Source organism: Agrobacterium tumefaciens (genome assembly GCA_025559845.1).
Classification (GTDB): Bacteria; Pseudomonadota; Alphaproteobacteria; order Rhizobiales; family Rhizobiaceae; genus Agrobacterium.
In genome coordinates, this window is the sequence record CP048470.1 from 2111645 (window position 1) to 2126538 (window position 14894).

Sequence of the window (14894 nt, forward strand, 5' to 3'; positions counted from 1 at the left end):
CGGGGTTCCGTCGTCAGGAGAAGCGACCTGCCCGGAAGGGATCTATGGAAATCGACGGTTCCTCGCCGTTGGCAATCTGCGTGACAAGGCGGGCGGTTGCCGCTGATTGCGTCAGCCCCAGATGGCCGTGACCGAACGCATAGATGACTGAGGGCGCATTCCGTGCCGGACCAATGACCGGCAGACAGTCAGGCAAAGACGGGCGGAAGCCCATCCATTGTTTGCCACCTTCCGTTTTCAGACCCGGCAGGAACCGGCCTGCCTTTTTCAGCATCGCTTCCGAACGTTTGAAATTTGGCTTCAACTCGAGGCCGCCAAGTTCCACAGCGCCGCCGACGCGAATGCCAGAGGAGAGCGGGGTCACGACAAAACCGTGATCGTTGAAATAGAGCTGGCGGGTAAGGTTGAACGATCCTGCAGGCAGAGTGGTATTGTAACCGCGCTCAGTTTCAAGCGGTACGACATTCCCAAGTGTCGCAGCCAGCGGGCGCGACCACGCGCCACCAGCGATGACAACCTTGTCGGCGTCGATCTTGTCGCCGTTATCGAGTGTTACGATGGTGCTTTCCCCGACCGCATCAATGCGTTTTGCTTCGCCCTTGCGCAGTGTGGCGCCACGGCTGACGACAAGATCGTATATTGCCCGAGTAAAATCTCGGGGATCGGACACTTGAAGGCCATCCGGCGAGAACATCGCATGCCGGAATTGGGGAGCAAGACCCGGTTGCAGTGTCTCGATTTCGTCTCGACCGACCCGCTGAAAGTCAAAGCCGGCCTTGTGCTTCTCGTCCCAATCCTTGCTGGCAGCATTAAAGCTTGTCTCGCTGTCATAGAGATCGAGCGTACCGGTCTTTGCAATGAAGGCGGCAAGCTCGGGCATGGTTGCAACATGCGCCATTTCAGCAGCGGCAAGCAGATTGATGTCGCGCAGCGTTCTCAGACAATGGCGAAATGCTGGCTCGGAACTGGCGCGCCAGAATCGCCACAACCACGGAGCAATCCGGTGCGCGTAGGCAGGCGGCACGCTCAAAGGACCGAGCGGATCAATCAGCCATCGCGGTGCCTTTTTTATGATTCCGGGGGCAGGGATGGGAATGATTTCCGGGAATGCGAGAATACCGGCATTGCCTGCACTCGCGCCGCCAGCGATCTCACCGCGTTCAAGAAAGACGATCTGCCGTCCGGCGTTTTGCAAATAAAGCGCCGACATCGAACCAATGATGCCGGTGCCGACCACCAGCACATCGCATTTGAGGGTTTTGGCCATCGATGCTCCTGCAAGACAAAATCTTTCAAGAGCGCCATAACAACGAATGCTGCCCTATTGGAAGGTCACATCTTGTTGCAAAGGCAGAAATATCAGCACTGTGGCAAATAAGCGAAGGTATGTACCTCGCGATGTAATGCTTATGTTTAATAGCTATTTAACGGTGTCTCAATAGTGTCTCGCCAAGGCACGACGATGCGTCCGAATGCCTCTTCTGGTTGGGGACCCAAAGATTATGACACGCTTTTCCAAATTCGGTCTGGACGCTTCGTCGGTGCTCGAAGCCCTTAGCCGGTCGCAGGCGATCATCGAATTCGATCTCAGTGGAAACATTCTGACGGCGAACGAAAATTTCTGCAAAGCGGTAGGATATCGACGCGAGGATATTATCGGTCGTCATCATAGCCTGTTCGTGCTGCCGGAAGAGGCATCGTCTCCCGCCTACAAGGCTTTTTGGGCAAAGCTTTCGCGTGGTGAGTACGATCAGGGCCAGTATTGCCGCCGGACAAAGGGCGGAGAGGAAATCTGGATCGAGGCGTCCTACAACCCGGTTTTTCGTTTCGGAAAGCCATACAAGGTTGTGAAAATTGCTACCGACATTACCGCAATCAAGCATAGAGCCGCTGAGGATGGTGGCAAGCTTGCTGCTCTTTCGCGCGCGCAGGCCATGATCGAATTTACGCCCGACGGCACAATCCTTGGTGCAAACGAGAATTTCCTCGCAGCGCTCGGCTATACGGCCGATGAGATTGTCGGCAAGCATCATGCAATGTTCTGTGAGCAGGATTATACTCGTTCGCCCGACTATCGCGTATTCTGGGAAGAGCTTCGTGGCGGAAAATTCTCGACCGGGCAATTCATGCGACTTGCAAAGGGCAACAGACGCATTTTTATTCAGGCGTCGTACAACCCGATCTTTGACGACAGGGGCAGGGTGTTCAAGGTCGTGAAGTTTGCGTTGGATGTGACGGATCGTATGCATGCGGTCGAAGAGCTTGGTGCGGCATTGGCCCGCCTTTCGGAGTGCAACATCCGTGTGACCTTGGACAATCCGTTTGTTGGTGAGTTCGAAACACTGCGACGCAACTTCAACAAGTCGATCGGTGAATTTCAGAAGACGCTGGTGAACGTTCTGGGTCAGACCGGTGATCTCAGCAAGAGCAGCCAGGAAGTGCGCGAGGCTTCTGAAAACCTTGCGGCGCGATCCCGCGAGCAAGCATTGGCACTGGAAGAGACCTCTGCGGCCCTTGGCGAAATTACCTCAAGCGTGCGCACTTCGACCGAGAATACCAGAGAAACACGTAAACTCGTGCAAAGCGCGCGTACATCGACAGCAACCTCTACTGAGGTTGTCGGACAGACCGTGAATGCCATGCAACGGATCGAGACGGCATCGCGCGAGATCAGTCAGATCATCGGAGTGATCGACGAGATTGCGTTCCAGACCAATCTTCTCGCACTCAATGCCGGGGTGGAGGCCGCACGTGCGGGTGAGGCGGGCAAGGGGTTTGCTGTCGTCGCACAGGAGGTGCGCGAATTGGCACAACGGTCTGCTACCGCCGCCAAGGAAATCAAGGTGCTCATCAACAATTCCGGAACGGAAGTGCTTGAAGGCGTGCGACTGGTGGGGGCTACCGGCGAGGCCTTGAAGGAGATCGATGCGCTGGTGCGACAGATCGACGGCAATGTCGACAAGATCGCCAAGGCTGCTGACGAACAAACTCTCGGCATCGGCGATATTGGCAAAGCGGTCGATCGCCTCGATCGTATGACCCAGGAAAACGCAGCCATGAGCGCGCGAACAACTCTCATCAGCAATACGCTTGCCCAGGGTGCGGAAGCACTCTCCCAGCTTGTCAGCCTCTTCAAGCTTAATCGCCGCGCGGTTCAGCGCGATGACGGGTCTTCTATTCCAAGCAAATTTTCGCGTGCTGCAGCGACCAAGATTGACCGGACCGCAGCGTAACAGGTCAGTCCTTTTACTATCTCTTGCCTGCACGAACATTCAAGAGTGCGAACACGTCACCCGTTACGTTGTTGCTCCAACCAAGGAGCAACAACGACATGCACGCTACAGGACAGGCACATCGCGCAATCAGTTTTGCTGACAAGACTGCCAAACTCACAGAGTATTGGCAGCCGCGTGTTATCGCCGAGATGAACGACTACCAGTTTAAAGTTGTTCGTATCGAAGGCGACTTTATCTGGCATGATCATCCTGAAACGGATGAGACTTTTATCGTTTTGCAAGGGTGTCTGAGGATCGATTTTCGCGATGGTGCGGTAACCGTTGGCCCCGGCGAAATGTTTGTCGTACCTCGGGGCGTCGAGCACAAGCCCTATGCTGGAAACGAAGTGCAACTCCTCCTGATCGAGCCCCGTGGGGTGCTGAATACGGGCCACGCAGGCGGTGATCGCACGGCACAAAATGATCTCTGGATATAGTGCTTTTCCGAGGCCTCTCGGGCGCGTCAGCGCATCATGAAGCCGATCACCAGGGCATTGGCGATGTCGATGAAAAATGCCGAGACAAGCGGGAGAATGATAAAGGCCGTTGGTGCCGGGCCATAGGCTTTTGTCACTGCGGTCATGTTGGCGATTGCTGTCGGGGTTGCGCCGAGACTGATGCCACTGAAGCCAGCCGACAGCACCGCCGCCTGATAGTCCCGGCCCATAAAACGAAACACGATGAAGATCATATATAACACAGCCACAATCGTCTGGATGCCGAGGACGATGATCAGTGCCAGTCCAAGACCTCCAAGCGTCCACAACTGCATGCTCATCAACGACATTGCCAGAAAAACACTCAGCGAGAGATCTGAAATCAAAGCCAGTGACCGTGAACGGGCGGGCCAGTACATCTGCGGAAGCAGTCGCGGCACTGTGTTTGTCATGACAATGCCCACGAGAAGGCAGACCACGAAAAGCGGCAATTTCACAGCGGTTTCCGAAAGTACCTCGTCAAGTGCGGTGCCCACGAGAATTGCGACGTTGAGGATCAGGACCGTTCGCAACAGATTGACATAGTTGATGGTCGACGCCTGTTCAGTGGCCGGAGAAGAGGGCAATCCGATGCTTGGCAGTTCGGCGGTCTCCCCCTTCAACTGATAGCGGTTTATCAGGATACGGGCGACAGGACCGCCAACCAGACTTGCAATGACAAGGCCGAGCGTCGCGGATGCAATGCCGATCTCAAGTGCGTTGCCCAGGCCGAAACGGTTGGTAATCAGAGGTGCCCAGGCAATCGTTGTCCCGTGCCCACCGATCAACGACACTGATCCAAGTAATGGTGCAATTCCGTCCGGTAAACCAAGCAACGCCGCGCTGCCAAGAGAGACGGCGTTCTGAATGACCAAATAGCATAAAGTCAGGATAAGCAGCACGACCAGTGGGCGGCCACCGGCCTTCAAGTCGGCGAGACGTGCGTTCAGGCCAATGCCGGTGAAAAAATAGAGCAGCAGCATATCTCGCGCATCGAGATCGAAAATGATTTCGATATTGAAGAACCGGTAAGCGATTAGTGTGGAGAGTGCAGCAACCAGCCCCCCGGAGACAGCTTCCGGGATGTTCCAGCGATTGAGGGGCGCAATGATCGCGTTAAGACCTGACCCCATGAAAAAGACGACGATCGCAATGGTGAAGGTCAGGAAACCCGGCGTCTCGAACGTCGTCATCAAAAGCGCTCCATCTGGTGGCGGTTTGCCCTGCAATGCAGCAAACCTCACCCATGGAAGTTGACGTGTATCGAGACGGTTGTCATCCTGAAATATCAGCGGGAAGTTGTTATTTCTCGAACGGTACCTCGATTGGGTACCCGCTGTTTTCAACGGCTGCGAGACGTGAAAATTGCAAGCAGCGCTACCGATTGCGGAGCGCTACCGACGACGTGTTAAAAGGCCGCAGTCAGAGTGCGGCCTTTTAGAGCGTGCGGTAAGCCTAAGCTTCCAACGACGGGCGTGTGATACCAAGATGGTCGCGCAGGGTCGAGCCTTCATATTCCGTGCGGAACAGGCCACGTTCCTGCAGCAATGGCACGACCTGGCTGTTGAATTCCTCGAGGCCTGCAGGGAAATAGGGCGGCATGACGTTGAAGCCGTCGGCTGCACCGTTCTCAAACCACTCCTGCATACGGTCTGCAACATCCTTGGCCGTGCCCATGACGATGTGGTGGCCTCGGCCTGCGGCAACACGCAAGGCGAGTTCCCTGATCGTCAATTTCTCGCGCTTGGCAAGTTCGGTCAGGAGTTCGGCGCGACTGCGAAGCTGATCGGAAAGCGGCAGGTCCGGTAGAGGGCCGTCAAGATCATACTCGGTCAAACTGTGACCGATACGTTCCTCAAGCAGCGGCATCGCGCTCTTGATATCAGTCCAGCGATTGAGTTCCTTGAGCTTGTCTGCCGCCTCTTCGAAAGTTCTGCCAATGATCGGCATGAAGCCCGGCATGACAGCGACGCTCGATGGAGCGCGGCCGAACTTCTCAACCCGTCCCTTCAGGCTGGTGTAAAATGCCTGCGCTTCAGAAAGCGCCTGCTGTGCAGTGAAGACGATGTCGGCAGTACGGGCAGCAAGATCCTGCCCCGGTCCGGAGGAGCCTGCCTGAATGAGGACGGGGTGCCCTTGTGGTGAGCGTGGAATGTTCAACGGTCCTTTGACCGTGAAGTATTTACCCTCGTGGTTGAGCACATGAACCTTGTCGGGATCGACATAACGACCGCTCTCTTTGTCCTTGATGAAGGCGTCATCATCCCAACTGTCCCAGAGACCGCGGACCACATTCACGAACTCTTCAGCGACCGCATAACGCTCGTCATGCTCCGGATGACCTTTGGAAAAGTTCGCCGCTGTGCGGGCGTAAGACGTGGTGACGATGTTCCATGCGGCGCGGCCGTGGCTCAAATGATCAATCGAAGCGAAAGCGCGGGCGAGATGATATGGCTCGCCGTACGTGGTGGACGCGGTCGCTGCAAGACCAATCTTGTCCGTGACCATCGAAAGCGCAGCAAGGAGTGTCAGTGGTTCGAAACGGGCTATCATGGATGGGTGAGCGTCAACGCCACTGGTGAGGCCATCCGCCAGAAACACCATGTCGAATTTTGCTGCCTCGGCCATCCGCGTGACGCGACCGAGCAGGTCGAAATTCTCGCTGCCAGCTTCTGCAGCCGGATGACGCCAGCCGGAAACATGGTGGCCGGCACCTTGCAAAAATAGGCCGAGATGCATCTGTCTTTTACGGGACGCGTTGGTCATGGAATCATGCCTTCATTTCGATTGTGTTGTCTGGGCGAGAAGCGCTTCAAGCGCCCGTAGATCCGCAGCGGTGCTCATGGATCTAATCAGCGCCGGTATTTTTGCAAACTTTTCGCTTCCACCGGTCGCGTCGATGAATTTGTCGGTCGGGTCTGAAATGCTCGGCAGACCGTCGATACGTCGAGAAAGCACCGTTCCGTCTGTTCTAGTCACGTCGATGACCACAAAACGGGTTGTCGGATCAGGTGAAAGGCGACGAGCGGTACCATCGTGGCTGCGGCTGACCTTCGCGGACAGATCAACGAGATCGCTTCTTACTGGGCGTTCGTCAAAATGGCTGATCAGAAGTGCGCCGTCGATCAGTGCCGCTGCAAATACATATTCAGCGCTGAAGCGGGCGTCGATGCCGGTCGATGGGATAGCGGAACCAATTAGCGCCGCATCGCCGCCTGGAGGGAAGGTAATGTTGACGGCTTTGACCTCTTCGGGCGCCAGACCGCTTTCGTTACGAAGCAAGAGCGCACCAACCGCGACCGGGTGGCTTGCCGTGCAGCAGGGAAACGCTTTGAGCGTCAGGCCTGGTGTTATGATTTGCCAAGGGGCGCCCCAGCCTTGCAGTACACGATCGGGCTGCTCAGCACCAAATGCAAAGGCCGAATAAAAGCCGATTGGATTTTCCAGGAAATCCGGTGCGCCCTGAAATCCCGCTCTGGCAAGCCGCGCTGCGGTCAGACCAGCCCGTGACGCTAACCCGGCATGGAGCGGCTTGGCGTCAAACCCGAATTGCAGGCGTAACCCAGCCGATTGCGTGGCCGCGAGACCGAGTGCGGTTGCGGTGGTTGACGTGTCGAATTTAAGGAGATGGGCGATGGCTGCTGCTGTGCCGATGGTGCCGAGCGTGGCAGTAGCATGGAAGCCGTTTTCATAGTGTTTTGTGCCAAGTGACAGTCCGAGCCGCGCCATCGCTTCCAGCCCGACAATGTAGGCGGCAATAAAGGCATCCGCGCTTGCTTCTTCCTCAATTGCGACAGCAAGCAGGGCAGGGATGATCGCAACGGTGGGATGGCCGCGCACACTGCCATGCACATCATCATAATCAAGCACGTGGCCAGAATGGCCGTTAATAAGGGCAGCGGTAAAGGCATCTGTACGGAGATTGCTGCCGATAATAGCCGACGAGCCCGAAGTGCCAGGTGTAAAGGTGTCAATCAGGATTTGAGTGCTTCGGTCTGCCGCGCCACCGAGGACACAAGCAAAAAAATCGATGAGCGCGGTGCGTGCAATTGCGATCGCCTGCAGTTCCTTCTGTGGATCGGAAGCGACAATCGTGTGCGCAAGACGGAGCGTCAGCTTTTCCAGGTCGGCCATGGCATCAGATCCCTTCGCCGTCGCTGACCCTCGCGATCTGTCCGCCCAGACCCTTTACGAAAGCGTTGATGCGTGGATTGGTCGACTTGTAGAAGATGTGCTCCGGTGTACCCTGATCGACGATGAGCCCATTTTCGGTGAAGACGATCTTGTCGCTGATTTCTTCGGCGAAGCGCATCTCGTGGGTGACAAGAATGCTGGTCATGCCATCGTTGACGAGGTCGCGAATGACCGAGAGAACTTCACCCACTGTTTCAGGATCAAGCGCCGATGTGACTTCATCGAAGAGTACGAGTTCGGGCCGCATGGCCAAGGCCCGGGCAATCGCCACACGCTGCTGCTGGCCACCGGAAAGCTGGCCGGGGTAGGCGTCAACCTTCTGCGACAACCGTACTTTTTCCAGCAACTCGCGGGCGTGACGCTCTGCGTCTGCTTTCGGAGTTCCGAGAATTTTGATCGGCGCGATCGTAATGTTTTCCATTACCGTCAGGTGCGGAAACAGATTGAACTGCTGGAATACGATGCCGATACGCTTGCGCAAAGCGATGCGCTCGGCTTCGGTTTTCAAAAGATCGACACGGGTGCCGCCGACGCTGATCTTGCCCGACTGCGGGATCAACAATCCGTTGATACAGCGCAAAATCGTTGATTTGCCCGAGCCCGATGGTCCGATGATCGATACGGCATCGCCCTTGTTCACCGAAAGATCGATGCCTTTCAGGACCTGATTGTCACCGAAGGACAGGTGTACACCTTCCAGTTCAACAAGTGCGCTTGTCCCGGAGGCGAGGGCGTTGGTTTCTGTTACGGATGCGGACATGGCAATTTCCAATCAGCGGGAAGCGAAGCGTCGTTCGAGACGCTGCGTGAAACGGGACACCGGATAGCAGAACAGGAAGAATGCCATCAGGACGGTGAGGTAGACGACCACAGTGAAGTCATTGCGCTGTACGGCGGTGCTTGCATCTGTCGCAGCATGAAGGAGTTCATGCACGCCAACGAGGGACGCGAGTGCCGTGCCCATGGTGATCGACGCGTAAAGATTCATCCACGGCGGCAACGAGCGTTTCACGCATTGCGGAAGGATGATCCAACGAAGTGTCTGGTTACGGGAAAAACCAAGACCTTGTGCAGCTTCCCATTGAGCGGTCGGGATGGATTGAATCGCACCGCGGGTGATTTCGGCGATGTGGGCACTTGCCGGGATCGCAAGACCAACCACCGCCTTGATCCAGTCGGGGAAGGGAATGTAGTTGCCGAAAATGACCAGTTCGAAAGGGAAGATGTACGTTGCCGCGAAGATCAACACCAGATGCGGCGCGTTACGGAAGATCTGCACATAGGTGAGCGCTGGTGCCCGTACGATTTTGTAGGGTGCAAGCTCCATGATGCCGAGCATGACCCCGATGAATGTGCCAATCGCGATCGCAAGAATACTGATCAGCACGTTCATCATGAAGCCGGTGGCGAGATAGGGGAGCCACTGCAGCAGCACCTGTCCGAGCGAGGGGTCGAGGATCAGCCACAGGACGACAGCGATGATGACGCCGGATACCAAAAGCGTCCCGAACGGCAGCTTTTTGCCGCCTGGATGTTGTGAGACGACTGCGCTCATTGGCCAAATCCCGGAACTGCAAGGCGACGTTCAAGCCATAGGCCAGCTCTAGCGACGATCAGATTGATAACGCTGAAGAAGATCAGAATGACCAACATCAACTCGACGACGTTGTCCCGCTGGGTCCAGATCAGAATAGACGCGTAGGTGATTTCACCAACGGCAATTGCCGAGCCGACCGTGGTCAACTTCACCAGATTGACAAGGTTGTTGATGATCGATGGCAATGCCGTGCGGATTGCCAGAGGAAACTCGACGTAGCGCAGGATCTCCAGCGAACTGAAGCCGATGGCTCGCGCTGCCTCGATGGTGGTGGCTGGAACAGCTTCGATACCGCCACGCAATGCTTCCGCGTGGAAGGCCGCGATGTGAAGGCCTGTGATGGCAACAACCCAGAAGAATGGTGTCAGAGGGTTGTTTTGGGCACCTCCAAGCGCGTTGGAAATCAGCATGTTCAAGACGAGAAAGCCACACATCAGTTGTACGAGCGTGGGCGTGTTTCTTGTCAGTTCCACATAGGCGCGAACCGGCGCGGCAAGCCATGGCCTGCCGGAAGTCAGCATCGCTGCGAAAATGAAGCCGAAAACAAGACTGAGTGGCAATGTGACTGCGACAAGGATCAACGTCATCTTCATGCCGCTGAGCCAAATCTGAAGCTCGTAACCACTGTTCAGAAAGTCGTAGTTGAGGCCGATCTTGGCCGCCAGTTCTATGAAGCGCGCAATAAAGGCGTCCTGCATCGCAAATCCAATGATGTTGTCGCGGTTGCCGCTACAAAGCATAAACGAACGGCCGGGGAAACCTGCCGTTCGTCACGTTGAAGATAAAACATCACACTTTCCTGCTGACATCTCCTGGCTGCATGCCGAGGGATGGGAAGGTGGAGTGCTGCTCGCTTACTGAGCGGCAGAAAGTTTCTTCTGCTGTTCTTCCATGTAGCCAATGCTCGGAAGTCGGTTCGACTTTGCGAATTCGATCATCTTCCCGGAAGCATGCAAGTCCTTGACGATCTTGTCGAGTGCCGCCTGTGTGTCGCTTTCGCCCTTGCGCAGCCAGATAACCGAATCTGATGGGATAAGGTCGGTGGGGATCAGAATCCCGTAGTCCTTCCACTCGTCAGCGCGGTCCTGAAGCATCAGGCTGATCGTGCCATTGACGTGAACGGAGACATCGCAGTTGCCACCCTTCAATGCTAGGAGCGATTCAGGCTGGCTCGGTAGTGCCTTGACCTCTGCGCCGTATTCTTCGATGAGCGGCTGGGTGTAGTTGGAGCCCTGCGATACGCAAGCGATCTTGCCCTTCAGGTCCGACCAGTCCTTGATGCCGGAATCCTTGCGCCCGATCGCTGCGCCACCCTGACGGTCGTAAGGTGTTGGTACATAGTCGAGTGTCTTGGCGCGTTCTTCCGTGTACTGCATGTTTGCAATGAGGATATCGACCTTGCCCTGCTGCAGAAACTGCACGCGGTTGGGCGGGGTTACAGTCTCAGTGACAAGCTCGACACCGAGACCGGCCGCAAGCGCCTTGGCGACATCGATGTTGAGGCCTTTTTGCTCCTGGGTTTTCGGATCAATGAAACCGAAGGGAGCGCCGGACAGGATCACACCGACGGTCAGCTTGCCGCGTCCCTTGATGCGGTCAAGGGTTGCATCAGCGTGGGCGGCGGTGGCCATGGAAGCGATAATGACGCCACCAGCGACGAGTTGCGCGGCAAATTTGGAGAAAGTGAAGGCCATGGGTATTTCCTTTTGCGTGTCGTTGGAAACTACATGACAGTCCCTGCGAGAGCGAGAATTGGCATTGCGCAAAAAATGACCGGGATAAAATTACGTTCCAATAAAATTCTTGGACCGAAAAAATATCCTAATTTTTGTAAATCGTAGAATCTTGTTCTTCAATTTGGAGATGAGCCTGCTCTTGCAGGAAGCCAAAATGCGTCATGGATCAGCTATGATCTCTGACCAAGCCAGAAGCAAGGGCGGCATTTGCGAAATTCTGGATGGAGGTAAGGCGCGGTCGACCTTCCAGTGACCGCGCCCCCCTCGGGCTGTTTTAGCGACCGGCGTTGTACGCAGCAATTGCCGCCATGTTGACGATATCGCTGTCCTTCGCGCCCATGGCTGTGATCTGGACGGACTTGTCTAGGCCAACGAGAAGCGGACCGATGACCGTTGCGCCACCCAACTCCTGCAGCATCTTGGTGGAGATCGATGCGGAGTGAATGGCAGGCATGACCAGAACGTTGGCGGCGCCAGAAAGGCGGGCGAAGGGGTACTGGCTTTGCATGCGATGGTGGTTCAGCGCCACATCAGCGGACATTTCACCGTCCACCTCGAAGTTCACGTTGCGCTTGTCGAGGATCTTCACCGCTTCGCGGACCTTGTCGGAGCGTTCACCAGTCGGCTGGCCAAAGGTGGAGTAGGCAAGCATCGCCACACGTGGCTCGTACCCGAAACGGCGAGCAAGACCGGCTGCTTCTTCGGCAATATCGGCGAGATCTTCGGCTGACGGCATGTCGTGGACAGCCGTGTCGGCTACGAAGACCGTGCGGTTGCGCGACACGACGAGTGACACGCCGATGACGCGGTGACCGGGCTTGGTGTTGATGCAGCGACGAATGTCTTCCAGTGCCGTCGAGTAGTTGCGGGTGACACCGGTCACAACTGCGTCCGCATCGCCCATCGCGACCATGCAGGCCGCGAAATGGTTGCGGTCGTTGTGAATGAGGCGCTGTACGTCGCGCAAGAGGAAGCCGCCGCGTTGCAGACGGGCATAGAGATAGTCGATGTAGGCATCAACGCGCGTGGAAAGGCGCGCATTGGTGATCTCGATATTGGCACGATCAAGGTCGATGCCCGCCTTCTCGGCATTTGCTTTAATGATGTCGTCACGACCGAGAAGAATGGCCGTACCAAGTCCCTGCGCGGTAAATGAGATCGCCGCGCGCATGACCTGTTCTTCTTCCGCCTCTGCGAAAACCACGCGCTTTGGCGAACGGCGTACGCGCTCGTAGAGCCGTTGGGTTGTCGATGCCATTGGGTCGCGGCGGGCGGACAGCTCACGCGCATAAGCGTCGAGATCCGGCAATTCACGGCGCGCCACACCTGTTTCAATCGCGGCCTTTGCGACGGCAACTGGGATGGCCGAGATCAGCCGCGGATCGAACGGAACCGGGATGATGTATTGCGAGCCGAAACGCGGGCGATTGCCCTGATAGGCTGCTGCCACGTCGTCGGGCACGTCTTCACGTGCCAGATCGGCAAGTGCCTGCGCGGCTGCGATCTTCATGGCGTCGTTGATCTGGCTGGCGCGAACATCGAGTGCGCCACGGAAGATGTAAGGGAAACCAAGAACGTTGTTGACCTGGTTCGGATAGTCGGAGCGACCGGTCGCCATGATCGCGTCGTCGCGAATGCGCGCAACCTCTTCCGGCGTAATTTCCGGATCTGGGTTGGCCATGGCGAAAATGATCGGCTTCGGTGCCATCGAACGGATCATCTCTTCAGTGAAGGCGCCCTTTTGCGAAAGCCCGAACACGACGTCGGCACCCTTCATAGCTTCCACCAGCGTGCGATTGTCAGTCTTGACCGCATGCGCCGACTTCCACTGGTTCATGCCTTCCGTGCGGCCCTGATAGATTACGCCCTTGGTGTCGCAAAGCGTGATGTTTTCGGGGTTGAAGCCCATGGCCTTGATGAGGTCCATACAGGCGATGGCGGCAGCGCCAGCCCCGTTGCAGACAAGCTTTGTTGTCTTGAAGTCGCGACCTGTCAGTTCAATGGCATTGATCAGACCGGCTGCAGCGATGATGGCGGTACCATGCTGGTCGTCATGGAAAACGGGAATGTCCATCAGCTCGCGCAGACGGCTTTCAATGATGAAACATTCCGGTGCCTTGATATCTTCGAGGTTGATCCCTCCAAAGGACGGGCCGAGATAACGCACACAGTTGATGAATTCGTCGGCGTTTTCGGTGTCGACCTCAAGGTCGATGGAATCGACGTCGGCGAACCGCTTGAACAGAACTGATTTGCCCTCCATGACAGGCTTGGAAGCCAATGCGCCGAGGTTGCCTAGACCGAGGATAGCCGTGCCGTTTGAAATGACTGCAACCATGTTGCCGCGCGTCGTATAGTCATAGGCGGTTGCGGGGTTTTCGGCGATCGCTTTGACGGGGACGGCAACACCAGGCGAATAGGCCAACGAAAGGTCACGCTGGGTTGCCATTGGCTTGGTGGGAGTGATCTCCAGTTTGCCCGGTCTGCCGATTGCATGGAAATCCAGTGCTTCCTGATCGGTGACCGATGTTCTGTTGCTTGCTGGCTTCGTCGTGTCGGACATGAGAGGTGCTTGCTTTCTGTCAATCGTTCAAAATGTTTGCAGTTGTTATTGTATTTTTTGCACGCCTGCCAAGTCTTGAATGTTGTTCACTGCAGCAAAAGTGTCGAGGACGATTTTTCCGTGCGATTCAATCGATTAAGTCGACAAGTTGGCAATTCACATATCCCGCGCCATGCTGAGAAAAGATTGCAAGTGCTTTCCCGGAACGCCACGCCTGACGAGAATGACGCTTTCCGAAACAGTGTCCAGATTGGTGAAAGGAACACCGGTCACGCCCCTTGTGGCGCGGACGGTCTTTTCCGGGAGGATGGCGATGCCAGCGCCTGCTTCAACGAGCGCGAGAATGGTGTTCACATTTGCAATCCGCATGCCGATATCTGGTTCTAGCCCCCTGTCAATGAAGAGCGAAAGCGCACTGTGGCTGAGACCGACACCTGTCTCATCGACAGGTAACAGAAGTTTTTCCTGGCAGATTTCCTCGATCGACAAGGTACGCCGAGATGCCAGTTCATGTCGTTCGCTGAGCGCAACACAAAGCCTTGATCCATCGAACGCAACTGCGCGCAAGGTCTGCGGTAGCTGCGGTAATGGCGCCCTCACAAATGCGACGTCTGTCTGGCGGGTCGCGACATCCTTGATGAGTTGATCCATGGTGGTGCCCGGCATGAGTTCCAGCTTGGTGCTCACGTTCGCACCGATGAATTTTGCGATCAGAGCAGGCAGTTTCTGATCGGCCATGACGCTGGTGCCGAAACCGATCCGCACAATTCCGAATTCACCGCGTCTGATCTGGTCCGCCTTCTCTTGAGCCACTTTGGTGCGGGCGAGTATTTCTTCCGCCTCAACGAGCATGGCTTGCCCAGCAGGTGTCAGTTCGACGCCGCGATTGATCCGGCGAAACAGTGGGAAACCCAGGCTTTCTTCGAGTTGCCTGATCCTTTGGGTGACGGCGGGCTGCGCGATACCAAGCTGGGCGGCTGCTGCCCGGAAATTCCTTGTTCGGGCGGCTTCCACGAAAATCGTGAGTTGACGCGTATCCATCGCTGAAAAGCC

At 56.2% G+C, this 14894-nt stretch carries 12 protein-coding genes; 2 read left to right on the plus strand and 10 right to left on the minus strand.

The genetic code is table 11. From position 1 onward, the window contains the following. Positions 1-13 precede the first annotated feature (13 nt). Positions 14-1267, minus strand: a complete 1254-nt coding sequence (locus FY156_26070) for an FAD-binding oxidoreductase (protein UXS04906.1) — start codon at positions 1265-1267, stop codon at positions 14-16. Positions 1268-1502: 235 nt separating this feature from the next. Between FY156_26070 and FY156_26075 the strand changes: the two genes are divergently transcribed. Both FY156_26075 and FY156_26080 read left to right on the plus strand, forming a co-directional pair. Further along, positions 1503-3233, plus strand: coding sequence for a PAS domain S-box protein (locus tag FY156_26075; protein UXS04907.1), 1731 nt, complete (start codon positions 1503-1505; stop codon positions 3231-3233). Positions 3234-3331: 98 nt separating this feature from the next. After that, positions 3332-3712 carry a cupin domain-containing protein gene (locus FY156_26080; GenBank protein UXS04908.1) on the plus strand — a complete coding sequence of 127 codons (381 nt, stop codon included), beginning with the start codon at positions 3332-3334 and terminating at the stop codon, positions 3710-3712. A 26-nt stretch (positions 3713-3738) separates the two neighbouring features. Here FY156_26080 and gltS read toward each other — a convergent pair whose 3' ends face one another. The 9 genes from gltS to FY156_26125 form a co-directional block, all read right to left on the minus strand. After that, entirely contained in the window at positions 3739-4944 is a 1206-nt protein-coding gene (gene gltS / locus FY156_26085; GenBank protein UXS04909.1) for a sodium/glutamate symporter, read from the minus strand. 262 nt (positions 4945-5206) lie between these two features. Further along, complete coding sequence (locus FY156_26090; protein ID UXS04910.1) at positions 5207-6517, minus strand: LLM class flavin-dependent oxidoreductase; 1311 nt, start codon at positions 6515-6517, stop codon at positions 5207-5209. 12 nt (positions 6518-6529) lie between these two features. Next, a complete protein-coding gene (locus FY156_26095; GenBank protein UXS04911.1) occupies positions 6530-7885 on the minus strand; it encodes an MmgE/PrpD family protein in 1356 nt (451 codons plus the stop codon). Between the two features lie 4 nt (positions 7886-7889). Continuing rightward, on the minus strand, positions 7890-8705 hold the full coding sequence (locus FY156_26100; protein ID UXS04912.1) for an amino acid ABC transporter ATP-binding protein: 816 nt from the start codon (positions 8703-8705) through the stop codon (positions 7890-7892). 12 nt (positions 8706-8717) lie between these two features. Further along, positions 8718-9500, minus strand: a complete 783-nt coding sequence (locus FY156_26105; protein ID UXS04913.1) for an amino acid ABC transporter permease — start codon at positions 9498-9500, stop codon at positions 8718-8720. Beyond that, a complete protein-coding gene (locus FY156_26110; protein ID UXS04914.1) occupies positions 9497-10240 on the minus strand; it encodes an amino acid ABC transporter permease in 744 nt (247 codons plus the stop codon). The genes FY156_26105 and FY156_26110 overlap by 4 nt, the downstream gene beginning before the upstream one ends. Before the next feature lie 156 nt (positions 10241-10396). Then, positions 10397-11236, minus strand: coding sequence for a transporter substrate-binding domain-containing protein (locus FY156_26115; GenBank protein ID UXS04915.1), 840 nt, complete (start codon positions 11234-11236; stop codon positions 10397-10399). Positions 11237-11552: 316 nt separating this feature from the next. Next, the gene (locus tag FY156_26120) at positions 11553-13841 is read right to left on the minus strand and encodes an NADP-dependent malic enzyme (protein UXS04916.1); all 2289 of its coding nucleotides are present in this window, start codon (positions 13839-13841) and stop codon (positions 11553-11555) included. Between the two features lie 156 nt (positions 13842-13997). Then, a complete protein-coding gene (locus FY156_26125; protein ID UXS04917.1) occupies positions 13998-14882 on the minus strand; it encodes a LysR family transcriptional regulator in 885 nt (294 codons plus the stop codon). Positions 14883-14894 lie beyond the last annotated feature (12 nt).